We start from the raw sequence: 16,436 nt of genomic DNA, 5'->3' as shown, positions 1-16,436 counted from the left end.
ATATATCTCAAAGGCTTACGCTTAGCGGCGTGGGCCTTTTTTGTTGGGTGGATGGTTTTCGTGTCTATACGGTGTCTGTTAGACACAAGGGCTTGCAGCTATGCAGGCCCTTGTCGTTTCGGGTCGGGCTACTCATGAGTTACCCCCCGTACCAATGGCCGCCGCACCCGTATCATTGAATGCAGGATTCAGTCCGGCCATTTCCGATCAGTCGGGACTTGTTGACTGATTGCTGAGAAGTGAGGTGTTACGCCAGGAACGGATGGTGTGAGTTGTGCCTGCTCAGTTCTCTGGAGCGGTATTCTTCACCGGGCAAATTCCCGAATCAGAAACTGCCCCGTCCGCGGATCGAACTGGCGCACAAAGTGAACGTGCCTGGAACCGAAGGGCTGATCGCTGACCCCGGGCCCTCTGATCACCTCGAAGCTGTTCATCCGGTGGATCGGTATGAAGTGCCGGTTATCAATTGGTGCGAAATGCCGGTTGTCCATCGGTACGAAATGCTGGTTGTTCATCGGTACGAAATGCTGGCTGTTCATTGGTACGAAATGCCGGTTGTTCATCGGTACGAAATGCCGGTTGTTCATTGACACGAAATGCCGGTTTTCCATATGAAGCGAGCCCCTGTGGAAATGGTGGGATTGCCCGCATTGCTGTGGCTGCCCACTGACCAGAACGGCCGGGTGAGGATTTTGACCGAAGCCGCCACTGCTGATTGCCTCAAGAGAGAGGCTGCTTGCCAGAAGCCCCGCGACCAGGAGCAGCTTGAAGATACGCATAGCGTCACCTCCGACGGTCCCCCTACACCAAATTATAGTACGCCATGGACCCCGGCCTGGTCTTGGCGCTGAAGGTTTGACAGGGCCAACAGCGGGGCGCGAAAACAGCTGATGGGGATTGGGCGAATTTCCGTATAACACGCAGACCTAAGCCGAGGTGCCAACTTCATGGGTCTGTCAACTTACCGCGCACTTGCAGTAAGTTATTCGGACTTTCCGAAGGCTTCATTCTGTCCTGCTAGTCACCGCAATGACCAATCCAGTAGACACTATTGCAAGTCCCAGCCATTGCAGCGCGGTCGGTATTTCGCCAACCAGGGGGATGCCGATGAGGATTGCGGCGGCAGGCGCCAACGCCGGGAAGATCGCTGATCTCGCGGCACCCAAAGTACGGACTGCGATTGAGTATGCGAACAGGGCTAGCACCCCGGACAACACACCCTGGACCACCACTTGCTCAATCAGCATGGCCGGGCTGACCTTGCCCATGAATGCCAGGCCCTGAGTCAGTAGATAGAACGGAGAATACAGCAGAGCCGATAGCACCGAAACGACGGCGGTTGCCGCGACCGGAGCAACATGCCAACGCCTTGCCAGCACCGAAAACAACGCCCACATCGATCCTGCCAAAATGAACAGCATATCTCCTATCGGTGCCTGGGATCCGCCTGTCAGAAGGTCGGGACCAGCGATCACCGATAACCCGGCGACCACAATGGCCAATCCAACCAGTTGGCGCCGCTTGCTGCGTTCGTTTAACAACCATGAAGCCAGTACAAAGCTCATCAATGTCAACGCGCCAGGCTGCAGAACGGCGCCGTGGGCGAGGGGCGCGAACGCATAACCGCTGGCACCAATCATCACAAAAGGTGGACCCGCCAATGCCGCGAGTATAAGTCCACGGCGCAGGCCGACACCGGCGAGGGTCAGGGGCGAATGACGCAAGTACCAAGGCAGCATTAGCAGGCCTGCTGTGGTGAAACGCAGAAAGGTCAAGTCGGTGGCCGTTAAGCCTGACGTGATACCGGCCCGGGAGACGGCCAGAAAGGCCCCCCAGACCAGCGCGGCGAACAAACCGCACATCAACCCAAACTTGTGCGTTGACGTGTTCGATGGAGTAAAACGGTCAACAATGGCAACGGACATGACTTGACGCCTCAATTGAAGTCAGTGCTGAGCGACAATGCCTCCCACTGCTGGATTTCCGCTAGATGAAGATCCAGCTTGGCGGTGACAAATCTGACTGCATCGCTACCGAGCAACAGATGGACGGGGGGCGTTGCCGAGTCGACGACGGCTATCATCGCGGCGGCGGCTTTGGCAGGGGCACCGATCTGCTGCCCACTGTGTTTGGCTCGTGTTTCACGTATTACGTCGAAGAGTTCGTTGTAGTCAGCAATGCTGCGTGGCGCGCGGACCATGGAGCGACCGGCCCAGTCGGTTCGAAAGGCGCCGGGTTCGATGGCGGTCACGAAGATGCCAAACGGTTTGACCTCCTTGCCCAGTGCTTCGGAAATACCTTCCAGGGCAAACTTGCTACCGTGGTAATAACCCAGTCCCGGGAACGTCGTGATACCGCCCATGGATGTGACGTTAAGAATGTTGCCGCTGCGGCGCTTGCGCATGAACGGCAGTACCGCCTTGATCACCGCAACGGCACCAAAGACGTTGACTTCAAACTGTTGGCGCAACTCCTCGAGGGACGACTCCTCGACAAGCCCTTCGTGCCCGTAGCCGGCGTTATTGACCAATACATCTATCGCTCCGACGCTGCGTTCAATGTCGGCAACGACGCCATCGATGGCTTCATAATCTGTTACATCCAACAGGCGGCCGAAGGAGTAGCCGGGCTTGAGCTGGTCAAATGCAGCGCGAGCTGTTTCGTTTCGCAGTGTGCCAACGACCCGTTGGCCTCCTTCGAGCAGGGCGTGCGCAAGAGCCTGGCCAAAGCCTGAGCTGACGCCAGTAATAAACCAGGTTTTCTGTGAGGACTGAGTCATTTTCTGCATCCGATAGTTAAGTGGCATCACTTCTACGCGTGGCGTAGCGGTACAAACAATCCCCATAATCCTTGCAAGGCTATGAAGCCCATCTTCATAAAGGTGAATGCTATAAAGAAGGCACTATTTATTGGGCAGCAGTGAAGGTGGGCGAGCGTCATGCGTCAGGATCAACTCGATGGCCTGGTCACCTTTGTCTACGTGGCCCAACTCTCTAGCTTTTCAGCGGCTGCGTCGCGCTTGGGCGTCAGCCCTTCGGCGGTGAGCCAGGTCATTCGCGGATTGGAGCAGCGGCTGGGGGTTGCGCTGTTCAATCGCACGACGCGCAGCGTGAGCCTGAGTGAAGCGGGCGCCCGGTATCTCGAGCGAGTCGAGCCCGCGGTACGTGAGCTGTTGACCGCCGCCGACGAGCTGAACGACAGCATCGGTGAACCTTCAGGGTTACTGCGGCTGAATGTTCCCCGGGCCGCTTACATGACAACGTTGCAACCCATTCTGGCGAATTTTCTCGACGCGTATCCGCAGATCGATCTGGAAATCACGCTGGAAAACGCCTTGGTCGACATTGTGCGACTGGGCTACGACGCCGGCATACGTTTCGGCGAGTTCGTCGAACACGACATGGTGGCGGTCAAGATTGGTCCTGAACTGTTTGTCAACGTCGTGGCATCTCCTGACTATCTCGCGCGGCACGGTACACCTACTCACCCCCGCGAGTTAATCGACCACAATTGCATTGGATTCAGGCATTCCAGTAGCGGGATCGTGGAGCGTTGGGAATTTGAGAGGAGTGACGAGCAAATCCAACTGGTGCTGGCGGGTCGACTGATTCTTAATGATTCAGCCGCGCTGGTGCAGTCGGCTCTCGACGGGCTCGGCATTGCCTATATGATCAACGGCTACATCGATCCATTCATAAACAATGGCAGCCTGGTCAGGCTGTTAGAGGATTGGAGTTTCGGATTGCCTGGGTACACCCTCTATTACCCGGATCGGCGACGTGTCACCCGCAAGTTACGAGCGCTGATCGATTTTCTGCGGTGTACCGACTGGTCGATCCCGTCGCAGAAGAGTGTGTTGTTCGTGGTCCCGCCGCCGAAGGTGTTATGACAGGCTCAATGTTGTTTTTATGTTAAGCGTTATTTGTTTTTTATGTCGTCCGCGCCAGCAATAATTGAGCTTCTCGTGTAGGTGCCGGGTCTGTATTGAACCAATGTATAGGTTGCTGGGCACCAAAGTGTTAAAGGCTGAGCACTGATGTATAGCTATTGAATTGCCGGGAAGCGTAGTAACTTAACTCAATCGCAATAATCTTGTTCCAGTTAGATAACCGTTTACTTACTCAAGGATTTCAGCATGTTTATCGTTAACTTGACCTACCTGAAACCACTTCCAGATGTTGAAAAACACATCGAAGCCCACCGTCAATTCCTGGATGAGCATTATGCAAGCAACGTGTTTTTGGCGTCAGGGCCCAAAACGCCTCGTGACGGTGGCCTGATCCTGGTGAGCGGTATTGTTACGCGGGGCGAGCTGGAGGTGCTGCTGACACAGGATCCGTTCTTCAAATATGAGATTGCCAGTTACAACGTAACGGAGTTTACACCTACCAAATTCCATCCGGCATTGACCGATATTAAGTGACGGCTGGGTTTTTGATTACCAACACAACATGGCGGCCGTCGTCAGCCTGATGGCCAAGGATAAAGGCACTCCAGCGATCAAATACCAAGTGCTGCTGTGGCCGGTGACCGATGTTACTTTCGATACTGGGTCCTACAGCCAGTTTGCCGAGGGTCATTTCCTCACCCGCAACATGATGCAGTGGTTCTGGGACAACTACACCACCGATCCGAAGCAACGCGCCGAGATCTATGCCTCTCCGCTGCGTGCATCACTGGATCAATTGAAGGGGCTGCCGCCCGCGCTGGTACAAACCACCAGTGCCGACGTACTGCGTGACGAAGGTGAAGCCTACGCTCGCAAGCTGGATCAGGCGGGTGTTCCGGTCACTGCGGTTCGCTACAACGGCATGATTCACGACTTTGGTCTGCTGAACGTAGTCAGCCAGGTACCTGAAGTGCGGTCTGCGATGTTGCAGGCTTCGCAAGAGCTCAAGGTACATTTGAAGTAACCACGATTTATTGCCAAGAGATGAACGTCATGAACTGGTAATTACAGACCACCGCCCATGAAAAGCCCGATCATTGAGTCGGGCTTTTTCGTAGTGCGCCAGGCCTGGCGCGTTGCGCGTAAGCGCCATCACGTGCCGACTCGTCGCCCGAATCAAACCAGATTGGGCCGCAACTCGTGCACCAGATCAATCAGTGCGCGCAATCGCGCCGGCACGAAGCGATGACCCGAGTAATAAAGCCTCAACCCGCCAAACGACGGGCACCACGGCATCAGCACCGGCACCAGGGCGCCGCTTGCCAGTTCTTCCTGGATGAACCACTCGGAAATGAAACCGATGCCAAGGCCCAACAACACGGCCTGTTTGATGGCCAGCAACTCGTTGAACGCGAAGCGTACCGGCAGATCCATCTGCAACTTCTGGCCGTCGCGCTCCAGTTCCCAATGGTAGAGGCCACCGTGGGCCATGCGCATGCCGATGCTCTGGTGGGTGAGCAGGTCTCGCGGGTGCTCGGGCACGCCATGGCGTTCGAGATACTCGGGCGTTGCCACCACGAGCATCCGGATGTCACCTGACAGCACCACGGCAATCATGTCTTGCGGTACGGACTCTGCCAGGCGAATCCCGGCGTCGAAGCCCCCGGCGACGATGTCGACCATGCTTGATTCGCTGACGATGTCGATGCACACCTCGGGATAGCGCTGAGCGTACAGCTTGAACAGCGGTTCCAGCAGCAGGTAGGCCGCGCCATGCGGTGCATTGATGCGCAGTGTGCCACTGGGTTCGTCGGGGCCGACGCGGGCCTCTTCGTCGGCACTTTTGATCTGCGCCAGTGCAGGGGCAATGCGCTCCACATAGTGTTGCCCGATGTCGGTAAGGGCAACGCTACGCGTGGAGCGATTGAACAGGCGCACCTTCAGGCGCGCTTCCAGGCCGGCCACCGCGCTGCTCACGGCGGTGGTGGACATGCCCAATTCCTGTGCCGCGCCACGAAAACTGCTGCGGCGCGCAACGGCCAGAACCACTTCCAGCTCGGTCATTCCTGTTCTGTGCATGGACTGTCCTGAAAATGCGGATGCTTCATACGCCAAAGGATAGCTTATCGGAACAATGAACCCTTCTTAGACTTCGCTTCACCGAGGCTCGATTCAGGCGAGTCATTTTGAACGAGGAGTTGCCATGCAGCGCATTGAACACATCTACATCAACGGCGAGTTCGTCATTCCACACGGTCAGGAATGGTTCGATCTTCATAACCCGAGCACCGAGGAAGTCATCGGTCAGGTTCGACTGGGCGATGCACTGGACGCACAGCGTGCCATCGCGGCCGCCAAGGCTGCGTTCCCGGCCTGGTCTCGTACCCGTCGGGAGGAGCGCATTGCGGCGCTGCAACGCATGCACCGGGCCGTGGCGGCAAGGGAGGAAGAGCTGCTGGAAGCCATCCTCGTGGAATACGGCGCGCCTGCGGTTCGCGGGCGCTGGATGGCGACTTATCCGGCGGATGTAATTGCGCAAGCGATCGACGCACTGGAGACGTTCGATTTCGAGGAGCAGGTCGGCATGGCCAGGGTCATTCTGACGCCCGTGGGCGTTACCGGTCTGATCACGCCCTGGAACAGCAATGCGGGCTTCATCTGCAACAAGTTGGCCACCGCGCTGGCGGCAGGCTGCACCGCCGTTATCAAACCCAGCGAGATGAGCGCGTTGCAGACGCAGGTCGTGATCAGGGCGTTGCACGAAGCGGGGCTGCCACCGGGTGTATTCAATATCGTCAACGGACGGGGCGATGTGGTTGGCGAGGAAATCGCCCGCCATCCCGACGTCGCCAAGATCTCGTTCACGGGTTCGTCCGCTGTCGGTCAGCACCTGGTAAGAACCGGTGCCGACACCATGAAGCGCGTGACGCTCGAACTCGGCGGCAAGTCGCCCACCGTGGTGCTCGACGATGCGGATTTCCAGGCGGTCATGCCGTTGGTGCTGCAAGCCGGATTTCTCAACAGCGGCCAGGCTTGCATCGCGGGCACTCGCATCCTTGTGCCGCGCAGACGGTTGGCAGAGTTCGAGAGGGTGGCGAAGGAGGGCGTCTCACAGATTCAATCGGGCGATCCGCGCAACGCCGATACCGACATCGGCCCGATGGTGAGCCAGAAACAATGGGAACGGGTGCAGCGCTACATCCGTATCGGCCAGGACGAAGGCGCGAGGTTGCTGGCAGGTGGCGAAGGTCGCCCGGAAGGCTTGCACGCCGGATGGTTCGTGAAGCCCACGATCTTCACTGATGCCAACAACCGGATGTGCATCGCGCGTGAGGAAATCTTCGGCCCCGTGCTGACGATCATCCCCTACGAGGATGACGCTGATGCGATCAGCATTGCCAACGATACGGACTATGGGCTGAGCGCCCTGGTGCTGGGAAAGAGCCCCGAACGTTGTGTGAATATCGCCCGTCAGATCGATTCGGGACGTGTGCTCATCAACACCCTGGCCCACGAACCGCGAGCCCCCTTCGGTGGATTCAAGCATTCAGGCCTTGGGCGCGAAATGGGCAGGTGGGGGATGAGCGCGTATCTGGAGCCGAAGACATTGGTCTCGTGTGACCCGTTTAAATGACCGGGTCGGGTGCCTGTCAGGGAGCACTGGATGGATGTCGCTGATTTAGGTAATTCGCGCTCCGCCCGCTGATTCCACAGGCAACCCTCGCCCCACCGTTCGTCCGCCAGGTTCGGTAACCCTTATTGACAGAAAAATGCATCAGGAGAATACTCGCCTCAATATTCATATATATGACTAAATAACAAGGTGAATAAAGTCGATGAATTCCCTGTCCAGTGATGCCCGGCTACCGCTTTATCAACGCCTGCGTGATCAGTTGGCTGAACAGATTGCTAACAATCGCTGGCGTCCGGGGGAGGCCATTCCCACTGAAGCTGCGTTATCAGCAGAGTACAATCTGTCCACTGGCACTGTGCGCAAAGCGGTCGACGCGCTGGTCAGTGAGGGCGTTCTGGAGCGTCAGCAAGGTCGAGGCACCTTCGTTCGTCGGCCCCGGTTTCAATCTTCGCTTTTCCGATTCTTCCGCTTCCAGACCGCTGCGGGAGAACGCCAGGTCCCGGAGAGTCGCATCCTGTCTATTGAACCGGTGGCCGCACCCTCAGCGGTGGCCCATGCATTAGGGCTGCCAATCGACGCGCCGGTTATTCGCATTGTCCGCGTTCGTCTTCTGGATGTTCAGCCGGTACTTGCCGAAGAAATATGGCTGCCTCGCAGCCGGTTTCAGCCGCTACTAGAGATCGACCTGAATCGAAAAGGGCCCTTGCTTTATCCGATTTACGAAGAGGTCTGCGGTCAGGTCGTCGCCTCTGCCCAAGAAACACTCACCGCCGAGTCTGTAAATGACGTGCATGCGCGTTTATTGAACGTACCGATCAACAGTCCAGTGGTGGTGATCGAGCGTCTGGCGCGTGACTACGCCGGTACGCCTCTGGAGTGGCGGCGCTCCCGTGGGCATGCCGAGCATTTCCGTTACAGCGTGGACATTCGCTAGCGCATTGCCTGAATAGCGGATCGCTCACCGACGAATCGATCGCTGACGAACTCATCGTTTTGTTTGCCATGACTGGCCTCGTAGCGGCGCGGTTCGCTCTCGGCTGCCTCATGTTCCACTTATAAGGATAAGAAATCATGTTCAGCTGGTATCGCCAAGTCACTCCTCGGGAGCGCAAAACGTTTTGGGCCTGCTTCGGTGGATGGTCGCTGGATGCACTGGAAGTACAAATGTTCGGCCTGGCAATTCCGGCATTAATTGCTGCCTTCGCCATGACCAAGGGCGATGCCGGGCTGATTAGCGGCGTCACACTAGTCACTTCGGCTATCGGCGGTTGGGTAGGGGGGACGTTGTCCGACCGCTACGGCCGGGTGCGTACGTTGCAGTGGATGATTTTGTGGTTCTCCTGCTTCACCTTTCTGTCCGCCTTCGTCACCGGGTTCCAGCAGTTGCTGATAGTCAAGGCGCTGCAAGGCTTCGGCATTGGCGGTGAGTGGGCCGCCGGCGCGGTACTGATGGCCGAAACCATCAACCCGAAATACCGCGGCAAAGTGATGGGCACCGTACAAAGTGCCTGGGCCGTAGGATGGGGCGTGGCGGTCGGGGTTTTTGCGTTGATTTATTCTTTCGTACCGCAAGACATGGCCTGGCGTGTGATGTTCATCGTTGGCTTGTTGCCGTCGCTCCTGATCATCTGGGTACGGCGCAATGTCGAGGAGCCCGACAGCTTTCAGCGTCTGCAAAAAGAACAAACCGTCCCGCAAAGTTTTTTCAAATCCTTGGCCGGTATTTTCCGTCCTGAACTGATCCGCGTGACACTGTTCGGCGGGCTGTTGGGCCTGGGCGCACACGGCGGGTACCACGCCGTGATGACGTGGTTGCCGACATTCCTCAAGACCGAACGCAACCTGTCGGTGCTGAACTCTGGCGGCTACCTTGCCGTGATCATCTTTGCCTTCTGGTGTGGCTGCGTCGTCAGCGGATTCTTGATCGACCGAATTGGCCGCCGCAAAAATATCGTGCTGTTCGCCCTGTGCTGCGTCGTTACCGTGCAGTGCTACGTGTTCCTGCCCCTGACCAATACCCAAATGCTATTCCTCGGTTTTCCGCTCGGCTTCTTCGCGGCGGGCATTCCCGCCAGCCTAGGCGCGCTGTTCAACGAGCTGTACCCGGCGGACGTGCGCGGCGCCGGCGTGGGGTTTTGCTACAACTTCGGCCGAGTGCTCTCAGCGGTATTCCCGTTTCTGGTCGGCCATATGAGTGATTCCATGTCACTGGGCTCGGCCATTGGCATCGACGCCGGGATCGCTTACGGCGTGGCAGTTATCGCCGCCCTTTGCCTGCCGGAAACACGTGGTCGTAGTCTCGAAGCTGCGATCCCATCCGTCTCGGTGCAAGGCAGCGAGAGCGCTCGAGCGTGATGATCATTACTTGCGATAGATAAAACCCATGCCTGATACCTGTTCAACATCGATCACTGGCATCGATTCCCACGCTCATGTCTTTAGTCGGGGGCTGAAGCTGGCCGCTACACGGCGCTACGCCCCTGACTACGATGCCACGCTTGCGGAGTATCTGAATCACCTGGGTGCCCATGGTTTGAGTCATGGCGTATTGGTGCAGCCGAGCTTTCTGGGCGTCGACAATAGTTACCTGCTGGCGGCACTGAGGCAAGTGCCGGAGCAGTTGCGAGGAGTGGTCGTGCTAGAGCCAGGCGTTAGTCGTGCCATGTTGAATGACATGGCTCACATCGGCGTGGTCGGCGTTCGCTTGAACCTGATGGGCAAGGCGTTACCTGATTTTCGCAATCGCGCCTGGAGAGGATTTTTCAGCCACATCGCTGATCTTGACTGGCATGTCGAATTGCATCGGGAGGTAAAGGATCTGCCGGCACTGATCCGCCAATTGACGCCGTTCGGTTTGAAGCTGGCTATTGACCACTTTGGGCGGCCGGATGCCCGTTTGGGAGTTGATCAGCCAGGGTTTTGCGAGCTACTGGAATTGGGATCGAGAGGGTCGATCTGGATGAAGGTATCGGGAATTTATCGATTGGGCGGTACGCCGCAACAAAACATCAATTTCGCCCGATCGGCATTACCGCTGTTGGAGCAAAGTTTCGGCCTTCACCAGCTTGTATGGGGCAGCGACTGGCCACACACGCAGCATGAGGAAAACATCGGTTTCGGCACAGTAATCGATCAGCGGCAAGCCCTGGAGTGTTCGATGCAGCTTAGCCATTCGCTGCTCGTGCAAGCACCTCGAAAGCTATTCGGTTTTGCAAAACGCGAATGCTGAAACTCACCCACGAGCGGCCTATTACAACTACAAGAGAGCGGTTTCCATGAACAAGCGATCCAATACTGAAATTGAAAAATCGACCATGCGCAAGTTAGGGATTCGCCTGATACCCTTTCTCGTACTCTGTTATTTCATCGCCTACATTGACCGAGTCAATATCGGCTTCGCTGCACTGACCATGAACCAGGACATCGGCCTGACGGCCAGCGCCTTCGGATTCGGTGCCACGCTGTTTTTCGTCGCTTATGTACTTTGCGAAATGCCCAGTAACATGGCCATGGAGCGTTTCGGTGCTCGCCGATGGATCGCGCGCATCATGATCACCTGGGGCATCGTCGGTTTCTGTTCGGCATTTGCGGTCGGGCCGATATCCTACTCGATTTCCCGATTTCTCTTGGGTGCCGCCGAAGCCGGCTTCTTTCCCGGAGTCATTCTTTACCTCACGCAATGCATCCCCAAAGCGTACATGGCCCGAATAGTTGCGCTATTCATGGTGGCGATACCACTCTCCAACTTTCTCGGCTCACCGGTGTCGGCACTGCTGTTGCAATTAGACGGTCTGGCAGGATTCAAGGGATGGCAGTGGTTGCTTATGCTTGAAGCAATTCCCGCCATCACTCTGGGATTGCTCGCGCTGAAAGTGTTGCCCAGTCGGCCAAGCGAAGCGAAATGGTTGACTCAGCAGGAACAGGATTGGCTAGGCGAGCAACTGACTAACGATAAGGCCGCGCGCGAAAGTGGTACTCCTCAGCACGCTCACAGCATAAGCGGCACCTTCAAGGCCGTGTTCACCAACAAATATGTATGGGTGCTTTCGATTATCTACATGGGCAGTTCGGCAACCAGCAACACGCTGTCGCTGTGGATGCCGCAGATCCTGAAGTCCTTCCATCTGACCAATATGCAAACGGGTCTGCTGAACATGATTCCGTTCGGCATGGCCGCAGCTTTCATGATTTTCTGGGGACTGCGTGCAGACAAGAGCGGGGAGCGGATCAAGAACACTGCTATACCGCTAGCCATTACTGCGGTGAGCTTCGCTGCCACGCTGTTCACGGACTCCCTGACCATTACGCTGGTACTGCTGACGCTCGTATTGATGGGTAACTATGCGATCAAGGGGCCGTTCTGGGCACTTTGCTCCGAATCCCTGCCGCTGGCGACTTTGGCCACAGGGATTGCAGCGATCAATACCTTTGCCCACTTGGGTACGGGCGCCATGAGTTCGGTGATCGGTGTGCTGCGTGATCAGACCGGGAGTTTTCCAATTGCACTGATGCCGCTCTGCGCATTGACCGCGATAGGTTCGCTATTGGTGTTTCTGATTGGCAAACAGAATGATCGTGAGAAGCAAATCGCTACGGTCAACAGCTGATCCATTCCTTCTGATGAGGCTCGAAATCGGCGAGCCTCCTCGTTGCACGCAAATTGCGCATCATCTGGAAAGGGTGGAGGAGCTTGCGCCTTTCTGGCGGGCAACAAAAAGCCCGCGCACGGCGGGCCCTCTGCATGGGGTCAAATCCTTTTGTCTGCTCAATTTGCGCTGCATTCTGTGAGAACTTCGTGAAAAGCATGTCATTGAAACGAAAAAGCATCCGGTCGAAGCCAATAAACTATTTTTGTTGATGCAGGTATTTCTGTATTGCATCAATTTCAAGTTTGCTTGGAATTGCACCGTTGTCAGATCTGAAACCGGTGCCAGCCCAATGCGGCATGGGCGCTTTCAAAGGCTTCCCATGATCGTCGATACCGCTAAGCACGGCTCGCTCAAATACTTTTGCTTTCCACTCACTGGCATCTCCGGCCAGCTTGGGTGCTGATCCTCCCATGCCTCGAGGCCCATGGCAGGCACTGCAATTATCTTGAAAAAGTGCTTCTCCATCGGGAGTTGATGCCATGGTCGATGAGCAAGAGAGTAGGGTCATGATTGCAAGAAATGCGCATTTCATTGTTGGCTCCTTGGCGCCCCGGCAGCGACGCGGGCTGCTTTGGCGAACGCTGCGTGAGTGAGAGCGTAGCAGCAGGCGCATGACGAGGGGGCGAGAGGACTGCAGATAATTAAAAGCCCGGCGCGGGGCCGGTCTTCTATGCCAAAAATCCTAATGAACGGCTTACCGGTGCAGATCATGGTTCACTTGACGCAGGAGTGTTCAGTAAGCCCGCTTTGAGGGGGCTCGGCGTTGAGCCGTTCACATTCTGCATTAGCCTCTATTCGGTTTGGATAGCAGCCTTGCAGCCTGCACTTATCGTCATTGTCATAAATGTTGAATTCGACAGAGTCGGTCGTGCAGTAGAGGCGTGATCCGTTGCGCGTTGAACCGGTTTCCTTCGGTACCGCGGGGACAACGACGAATCTCGAAATCATGTTTTTCCCCTCTAGCGATAATGCTTCAGTGAACTTAAGGGATAGCGGCTACTGGCCACTAGATCAAGTGAGTGCCTTGAAAATCCGATAAACAGTCCGCCGAGACCAAAACGCAATTCGTCTGCTGGGGGATCTCGTTACTCTTTATAGATCGTCGCTACCAGCGGCATAGCGGGAAACCAAAGCCAATCACCGTCCTGGACTGGAGCGTCAAAATGTCGGTTCACCTCGAACAAATGGTTACAGTCGGTCCCGTCCGGATAGGACAGCTCAATACTATGGATAGATTGCCAGCCTTCAAACCCTACCGTTTGCAGGCCAAGCCATCCGGCTCGCTGCACAATCCCGCCAGTGATATCGGCCCCCCTGTGAAGCGATCGTCCGCCCGGGCTGAAGTGAAATGGAACGCTGGGTAGTCGAACCACATCGCCATTCACTGCATAAGCCATGATTTCCGCTTTCTTGTATTTCATAGGCCTTACCCTGATTTCACTTGGCTCACCAATACCGGCAATCAGCCACTATTTCAATAGCTGCCAACGCGAGGCACCAAAATTTCAAGGATCCCCTATGGCGCTGACAGCAAAACAGCAGCTTGCCGACTATCTGCAGCCTCGAGGCTTGTTCGCTGTTCGGCGTAAAATAACGGCGCTACCTCATCAATAGGAGCCGCATATGCAATCCGACCAAGTGAGCACTCAGGCCGCTGAGAATAGAGCCGTCTGGGATCGATACTTTTGTGCTGCATTGATTGCGGAAAGCAATCTGACGGCACCGGTTATCGGAGGCCCAAATTCGAGTCACGAGGACAGGCAAAATCTGTTGGTCGAAAGGGCTACAGTACTCGCTGACAAGATGATGGAACATAGAAGATAAACAAAGCCCAGCCATCGCGCTGGGCTTTTCACATGTGGAGCCACATGGCCTCCTGCGACGAAATGGCCGTGATCGCCTGGAGATGATCACAGCGTTCGGCCAGCCCATGACCAGCGGTGCAATAACCGTCGGCGAGTACGACCCGGGCCGCGGTAGCGTAAAACCGTCTACTGAGTGTAACGGTTTTATATAGTTTGGATGGCTGCACGCTGAATCCCGCGGGCGCTATTGGTCTTATAGTAAAAAAATATATTGTTGGTTTTTGGATTTGCCCAGGATTAGAGCTAATGTTTCCTGTAGGGCTTTGCTATAAAAGGTGAAGGTGGTGAAATAAATTAATTACTCCAGTTGTTATTGTATTGTTCATGGCTGGTTGCTCTCTTCCGGCCACTAAGCTGCAACCGACGCCCACGCTGCTGCGCCGCCGCCAAGCCGCTGAGCGGCAGCGAAACAAGCTCGATGGTGATGGGGCGGAAGCTGGACTATTACCGATGATGTAATGTGTGTTGCGTATTAAAAGTACGATAAAAATGCAATAAAGTTTGCAGTGAAGGCGTTTCGATCTGGTGTGTGGGTAGTGTGAAAATTACAACTAATAACAAGTTTCTCTTAAGTAGTAACTGTTGGCGAGTTGTTGAGTGCTGGCTGTCTGACGCAGGCGAATAGCTCTATTTTGGTGCGCCAAAAATTTTTCGTCGATCTTGCTACCAAACTCCGGCGACGGCTTGGCAGACATAGGGTGCGCGAAACCAGTGCACCAACGCTGCTGCGCACCACCATTCGTCGCATATGAAATGGTGCGCCAAATATACGACTATTCATGGCTTGAGGATTGCAGAGGACGGCCTTGGCGGCGCCAGGTCGACGTAATTCTGACGCGGCAACAATCACACCAGGCTTAAGAATGCCAGCGATGCGCTGGGTCAGTTACCGGAGGATGCAACGTGTCAACTCTCAATGAAATCGCAGCGAATCACGCGAAAATGGCTAAAGCATCGGCAGGAGAGTCGACCGAATTATCCGAGCGACAAACCCAAAGGGTGGGTGGTTTTGAAGTTCCATCCATCGAGACGCAACAACACGTTCCACTGCATCTCATCGCCGGTGCTCAAGACAAACACCCAGCACCCGTAATCGGCTACTTGTAATGGCTGCGCGGGATCGGGTGAAGTAAATATTCCTTTGGTGGCGCCGATACTTGCGTATCCCTCTATCAACGGAGTAACAACGCTGCGCTGGCGTTCGGCTCTGGTGAATAAGGGTTGGCACGCGACGGCTGATGCAAACCCTTAATTCTTTCACTACGCCATTTTCGCGGGGCAGCGGCTATTGATCTGGATCAGCCCCGCGTCGATCTTTTCCGGAAGGGTTGCCGATATCGACAAGCCTTCTCTCTAGCAGGACATTTTGAAGCGCCTGCCGGGCTTCAGGGTCCAGTTGATGCTCCCTCTCCTTGAGCTCAAGCAAGATTGGGCTGGACCAAGCGCGATAGGTTTGTTCGGCAGTACGAATGGGTGCCATCGATCTCCTCCTGATTAGACGCCAGCCAACAAAGGCGCTGCTGTTATACGCGTTAGAAACCCTAGTCGATGAACCTGTTAGCCGCCATCAAATAACAGGCTTCTTCGCACCCGATTGAGCCACCGAAGCTCTCAGCTATACGAATGGTTGACCGGTAAATCCACGAGGCAATCTTTGCAGTCCGGGCATCGCCGTCAGCCGCTGCACCCAGGCTGCGCGCCAATCGTTGGCGGTGTGGGTGACTTTGGCTTTGCGTGCGGCTCGGCGTGCCGCGTTGCGGTCGTTGCGGCGTGCCTCTTTGAACGCGTCGGTGTTTCGGCAGCTTCTGCATTTGACGCGAGTCAGTTCGGTGGTTGAGGTGAGTTTGCTGCCTTTGTGACCGCAGGCCAGGTGGCCGCCAACTTTGTAATGAGTGACCATCAGATGTCTCCTTCATGACATGTGATCGTTTGACCTACGGGCGGCGACGTTCGTTGCGTGTGCAACAGGCAAAAAAAAAGCCCAGCGTGGAGCCGGGTTGGGTTGTTTCAGGAGACGATCAGGCAGGGAGGCACTCGGTGACGGGACGTCGCCGTTCATGCGTCCTGAATCAGGCCCTGTACTCGTGTTGCGTGTCCGGATCGAATCATCTGAACCTTGGCAGAGGCGGGTCTACAGGTTTGAGTGAAGACAGCGTATTGCGAATCAGTGGTGCGTCCTTCTCGATGTCGTTCAGGCGATCACGAATTCTCAGGGCAGTCGGGTGTCCACCTTGATGATCAACCCAGTCGGCGATTTCCTTGCACGCCGCTGCCAAGCGAGCCTGGCGAGAGTCAAGCAAGGTGAGCAGGGTGGTGATGGACTCTTTTTCGGACATGACAAACACCTCCGTTCAAGAAACCTGGCAAATTGCAACAAAAAGCCCGCTGGGAGCGAGCTT

At 55.9% G+C, this 16,436-nt stretch carries 18 protein-coding genes and 1 pseudogene; 10 read left to right on the top strand and 9 right to left on the bottom strand.

The window, feature by feature from the left end; translation table 11 throughout:
* Nucleotides 1-305: 305 nt before the first annotated feature.
* From ACM6IR_RS06815 to ACM6IR_RS06805, 3 genes are all read right to left on the bottom strand, one after another.
* On the bottom strand, nucleotides 306-779 hold the full coding sequence (locus ACM6IR_RS06815) for a hypothetical protein (RefSeq protein WP_414906988.1): 474 nt from the start codon (nucleotides 777-779) through the stop codon (nucleotides 306-308).
* A 225-nt stretch (nucleotides 780-1,004) separates the two neighbouring features.
* Entirely contained in the window at nucleotides 1,005-1,925 is a 921-nt protein-coding gene (locus ACM6IR_RS06810; protein ID WP_414906987.1) for a DMT family transporter, read from the bottom strand.
* A gap of 11 nt (nucleotides 1,926-1,936) precedes the next feature.
* Nucleotides 1,937-2,779 carry an oxidoreductase gene (locus tag ACM6IR_RS06805; RefSeq protein ID WP_414906986.1) on the bottom strand — a complete coding sequence of 281 codons (843 nt, stop codon included), beginning with the start codon at nucleotides 2,777-2,779 and terminating at the stop codon, nucleotides 1,937-1,939.
* A 159-nt stretch (nucleotides 2,780-2,938) separates the two neighbouring features.
* Here ACM6IR_RS06805 and ACM6IR_RS06800 point away from each other — a divergent pair, with 159 nt between their 5' ends.
* The 3 genes and pseudogenes from ACM6IR_RS06800 to ACM6IR_RS06790 form a co-directional block, all read left to right on the top strand.
* Nucleotides 2,939-3,889, top strand: a complete 951-nt coding sequence (locus ACM6IR_RS06800) for a LysR family transcriptional regulator (RefSeq protein WP_414906985.1) — start codon at nucleotides 2,939-2,941, stop codon at nucleotides 3,887-3,889.
* A gap of 246 nt (nucleotides 3,890-4,135) precedes the next feature.
* The gene (locus ACM6IR_RS06795; RefSeq protein ID WP_414906984.1) at nucleotides 4,136-4,423 is read left to right on the top strand and encodes a YciI family protein; all 288 of its coding nucleotides are present in this window, start codon (nucleotides 4,136-4,138) and stop codon (nucleotides 4,421-4,423) included.
* 25 nt (nucleotides 4,424-4,448) lie between these two features.
* Nucleotides 4,449-4,913, top strand: a pseudogene (locus tag ACM6IR_RS06790) (alpha/beta hydrolase); the annotation flags it as partial.
* A gap of 152 nt (nucleotides 4,914-5,065) precedes the next feature.
* Here ACM6IR_RS06790 and ACM6IR_RS06785 read toward each other — a convergent pair.
* Nucleotides 5,066-5,968 carry a LysR family transcriptional regulator gene (locus ACM6IR_RS06785; protein WP_414906983.1) on the bottom strand — a complete coding sequence of 301 codons (903 nt, stop codon included), beginning with the start codon at nucleotides 5,966-5,968 and terminating at the stop codon, nucleotides 5,066-5,068.
* A gap of 124 nt (nucleotides 5,969-6,092) precedes the next feature.
* On the opposite strand from ACM6IR_RS06785, the gene ACM6IR_RS06780 reads away from it, so the two are divergent.
* From ACM6IR_RS06780 to ACM6IR_RS06760, 5 genes are all read left to right on the top strand, one after another.
* Nucleotides 6,093-7,523 (top strand): aldehyde dehydrogenase family protein, encoded by a 1,431-nt coding sequence (locus ACM6IR_RS06780; protein ID WP_414906982.1) that lies wholly within the window; start codon nucleotides 6,093-6,095, stop codon nucleotides 7,521-7,523.
* 202 nt (nucleotides 7,524-7,725) lie between these two features.
* Nucleotides 7,726-8,457 (top strand): GntR family transcriptional regulator, encoded by a 732-nt coding sequence (locus ACM6IR_RS06775; protein ID WP_414906981.1) that lies wholly within the window; start codon nucleotides 7,726-7,728, stop codon nucleotides 8,455-8,457.
* A 137-nt stretch (nucleotides 8,458-8,594) separates the two neighbouring features.
* Nucleotides 8,595-9,878 (top strand): MFS transporter, encoded by a 1,284-nt coding sequence (locus ACM6IR_RS06770; protein WP_414906980.1) that lies wholly within the window; start codon nucleotides 8,595-8,597, stop codon nucleotides 9,876-9,878.
* A 28-nt stretch (nucleotides 9,879-9,906) separates the two neighbouring features.
* Nucleotides 9,907-10,752 carry an amidohydrolase family protein gene (locus ACM6IR_RS06765; RefSeq protein ID WP_414906979.1) on the top strand — a complete coding sequence of 282 codons (846 nt, stop codon included), beginning with the start codon at nucleotides 9,907-9,909 and terminating at the stop codon, nucleotides 10,750-10,752.
* Between the two features lie 46 nt (nucleotides 10,753-10,798).
* Nucleotides 10,799-12,130: an MFS transporter gene (locus ACM6IR_RS06760; RefSeq protein WP_414907297.1), complete on the top strand. Its 1,332-nt coding sequence runs from the start codon at nucleotides 10,799-10,801 to the stop codon at nucleotides 12,128-12,130.
* Between the two features lie 238 nt (nucleotides 12,131-12,368).
* Here ACM6IR_RS06760 and ACM6IR_RS06755 read toward each other — a convergent pair whose 3' ends face one another.
* Both ACM6IR_RS06755 and ACM6IR_RS06750 read right to left on the bottom strand, forming a co-directional pair.
* Complete coding sequence (locus ACM6IR_RS06755; RefSeq protein ID WP_414906978.1) at nucleotides 12,369-12,704, bottom strand: c-type cytochrome; 336 nt, start codon at nucleotides 12,702-12,704, stop codon at nucleotides 12,369-12,371.
* A 553-nt stretch (nucleotides 12,705-13,257) separates the two neighbouring features.
* Nucleotides 13,258-13,593, bottom strand: a complete 336-nt coding sequence (locus ACM6IR_RS06750; protein ID WP_414906977.1) for a hypothetical protein — start codon at nucleotides 13,591-13,593, stop codon at nucleotides 13,258-13,260.
* 202 nt (nucleotides 13,594-13,795) lie between these two features.
* Between ACM6IR_RS06750 and ACM6IR_RS06745 the strand changes: the two genes are divergently transcribed.
* Nucleotides 13,796-13,996 carry a hypothetical protein gene (locus tag ACM6IR_RS06745; protein ID WP_414906976.1) on the top strand — a complete coding sequence of 67 codons (201 nt, stop codon included), beginning with the start codon at nucleotides 13,796-13,798 and terminating at the stop codon, nucleotides 13,994-13,996.
* 944 nt (nucleotides 13,997-14,940) lie between these two features.
* On the top strand, nucleotides 14,941-15,144 hold the full coding sequence (locus ACM6IR_RS06740; protein ID WP_414906975.1) for a hypothetical protein: 204 nt from the start codon (nucleotides 14,941-14,943) through the stop codon (nucleotides 15,142-15,144).
* A gap of 178 nt (nucleotides 15,145-15,322) precedes the next feature.
* On the opposite strand, the gene ACM6IR_RS06735 is transcribed toward ACM6IR_RS06740, so the two are convergent.
* From ACM6IR_RS06735 to ACM6IR_RS06725, 3 genes are all read right to left on the bottom strand, one after another.
* Nucleotides 15,323-15,517 carry a hypothetical protein gene (locus tag ACM6IR_RS06735; protein WP_414906974.1) on the bottom strand — a complete coding sequence of 65 codons (195 nt, stop codon included), beginning with the start codon at nucleotides 15,515-15,517 and terminating at the stop codon, nucleotides 15,323-15,325.
* Between the two features lie 135 nt (nucleotides 15,518-15,652).
* The gene (locus ACM6IR_RS06730; RefSeq protein ID WP_414906973.1) at nucleotides 15,653-15,937 is read right to left on the bottom strand and encodes a hypothetical protein; all 285 of its coding nucleotides are present in this window, start codon (nucleotides 15,935-15,937) and stop codon (nucleotides 15,653-15,655) included.
* 205 nt (nucleotides 15,938-16,142) lie between these two features.
* Nucleotides 16,143-16,373, bottom strand: a complete 231-nt coding sequence (locus ACM6IR_RS06725) for a hypothetical protein (RefSeq protein ID WP_010460746.1) — start codon at nucleotides 16,371-16,373, stop codon at nucleotides 16,143-16,145.
* Nucleotides 16,374-16,436 lie beyond the last annotated feature (63 nt).

The sequence above is a fragment of the Pseudomonas sp. IT-P253 genome, from assembly GCF_949768125.1.
Classification (GTDB): Bacteria; Pseudomonadota; Gammaproteobacteria; order Pseudomonadales; family Pseudomonadaceae; genus Aquipseudomonas.
Note: the sequence above shows the minus strand (reverse complement) of the source record. Positions and strands in the feature narration are given on the sequence as shown.

Excerpts from the sequence above, each read along its gene's own strand:
- ACM6IR_RS06815 (WP_414906988.1), bottom strand. The coding sequence starts at position 779 with ATGCGTATCTTCAAGCTGCTCCTGGTCGCGGGGCTTCTGGCAAGCAGC.
- ACM6IR_RS06810 (WP_414906987.1), bottom strand. The coding sequence starts at position 1,925 with ATGTCCGTTGCCATTGTTGACCGTTTTACTCCATCGAACACGTCAACG.
- ACM6IR_RS06805 (WP_414906986.1), bottom strand. The coding sequence starts at position 2,779 with ATGACTCAGTCCTCACAGAAAACCTGGTTTATTACTGGCGTCAGCTCA.
- ACM6IR_RS06800 (WP_414906985.1), top strand. The coding sequence starts at position 2,939 with ATGCGTCAGGATCAACTCGATGGCCTGGTCACCTTTGTCTACGTGGCC.
- ACM6IR_RS06795 (WP_414906984.1), top strand. The coding sequence starts at position 4,136 with ATGTTTATCGTTAACTTGACCTACCTGAAACCACTTCCAGATGTTGAA.
- ACM6IR_RS06785 (WP_414906983.1), bottom strand. The coding sequence starts at position 5,968 with ATGCACAGAACAGGAATGACCGAGCTGGAAGTGGTTCTGGCCGTTGCG.
- ACM6IR_RS06780 (WP_414906982.1), top strand. The coding sequence starts at position 6,093 with ATGCAGCGCATTGAACACATCTACATCAACGGCGAGTTCGTCATTCCA.
- ACM6IR_RS06775 (WP_414906981.1), top strand. The coding sequence starts at position 7,726 with ATGAATTCCCTGTCCAGTGATGCCCGGCTACCGCTTTATCAACGCCTG.
- ACM6IR_RS06770 (WP_414906980.1), top strand. The coding sequence starts at position 8,595 with ATGTTCAGCTGGTATCGCCAAGTCACTCCTCGGGAGCGCAAAACGTTT.
- ACM6IR_RS06765 (WP_414906979.1), top strand. The coding sequence starts at position 9,907 with ATGCCTGATACCTGTTCAACATCGATCACTGGCATCGATTCCCACGCT.
- ACM6IR_RS06760 (WP_414907297.1), top strand. The coding sequence starts at position 10,799 with ATGAACAAGCGATCCAATACTGAAATTGAAAAATCGACCATGCGCAAG.
- ACM6IR_RS06755 (WP_414906978.1), bottom strand. The coding sequence starts at position 12,704 with ATGAAATGCGCATTTCTTGCAATCATGACCCTACTCTCTTGCTCATCG.
- ACM6IR_RS06750 (WP_414906977.1), bottom strand. The coding sequence starts at position 13,593 with ATGAAATACAAGAAAGCGGAAATCATGGCTTATGCAGTGAATGGCGAT.
- ACM6IR_RS06745 (WP_414906976.1), top strand. The coding sequence starts at position 13,796 with ATGCAATCCGACCAAGTGAGCACTCAGGCCGCTGAGAATAGAGCCGTC.
- ACM6IR_RS06735 (WP_414906974.1), bottom strand. The coding sequence starts at position 15,517 with ATGGCACCCATTCGTACTGCCGAACAAACCTATCGCGCTTGGTCCAGC.
- ACM6IR_RS06730 (WP_414906973.1), bottom strand. The coding sequence starts at position 15,937 with ATGGTCACTCATTACAAAGTTGGCGGCCACCTGGCCTGCGGTCACAAA.
- ACM6IR_RS06725 (WP_010460746.1), bottom strand. The coding sequence starts at position 16,373 with ATGTCCGAAAAAGAGTCCATCACCACCCTGCTCACCTTGCTTGACTCT.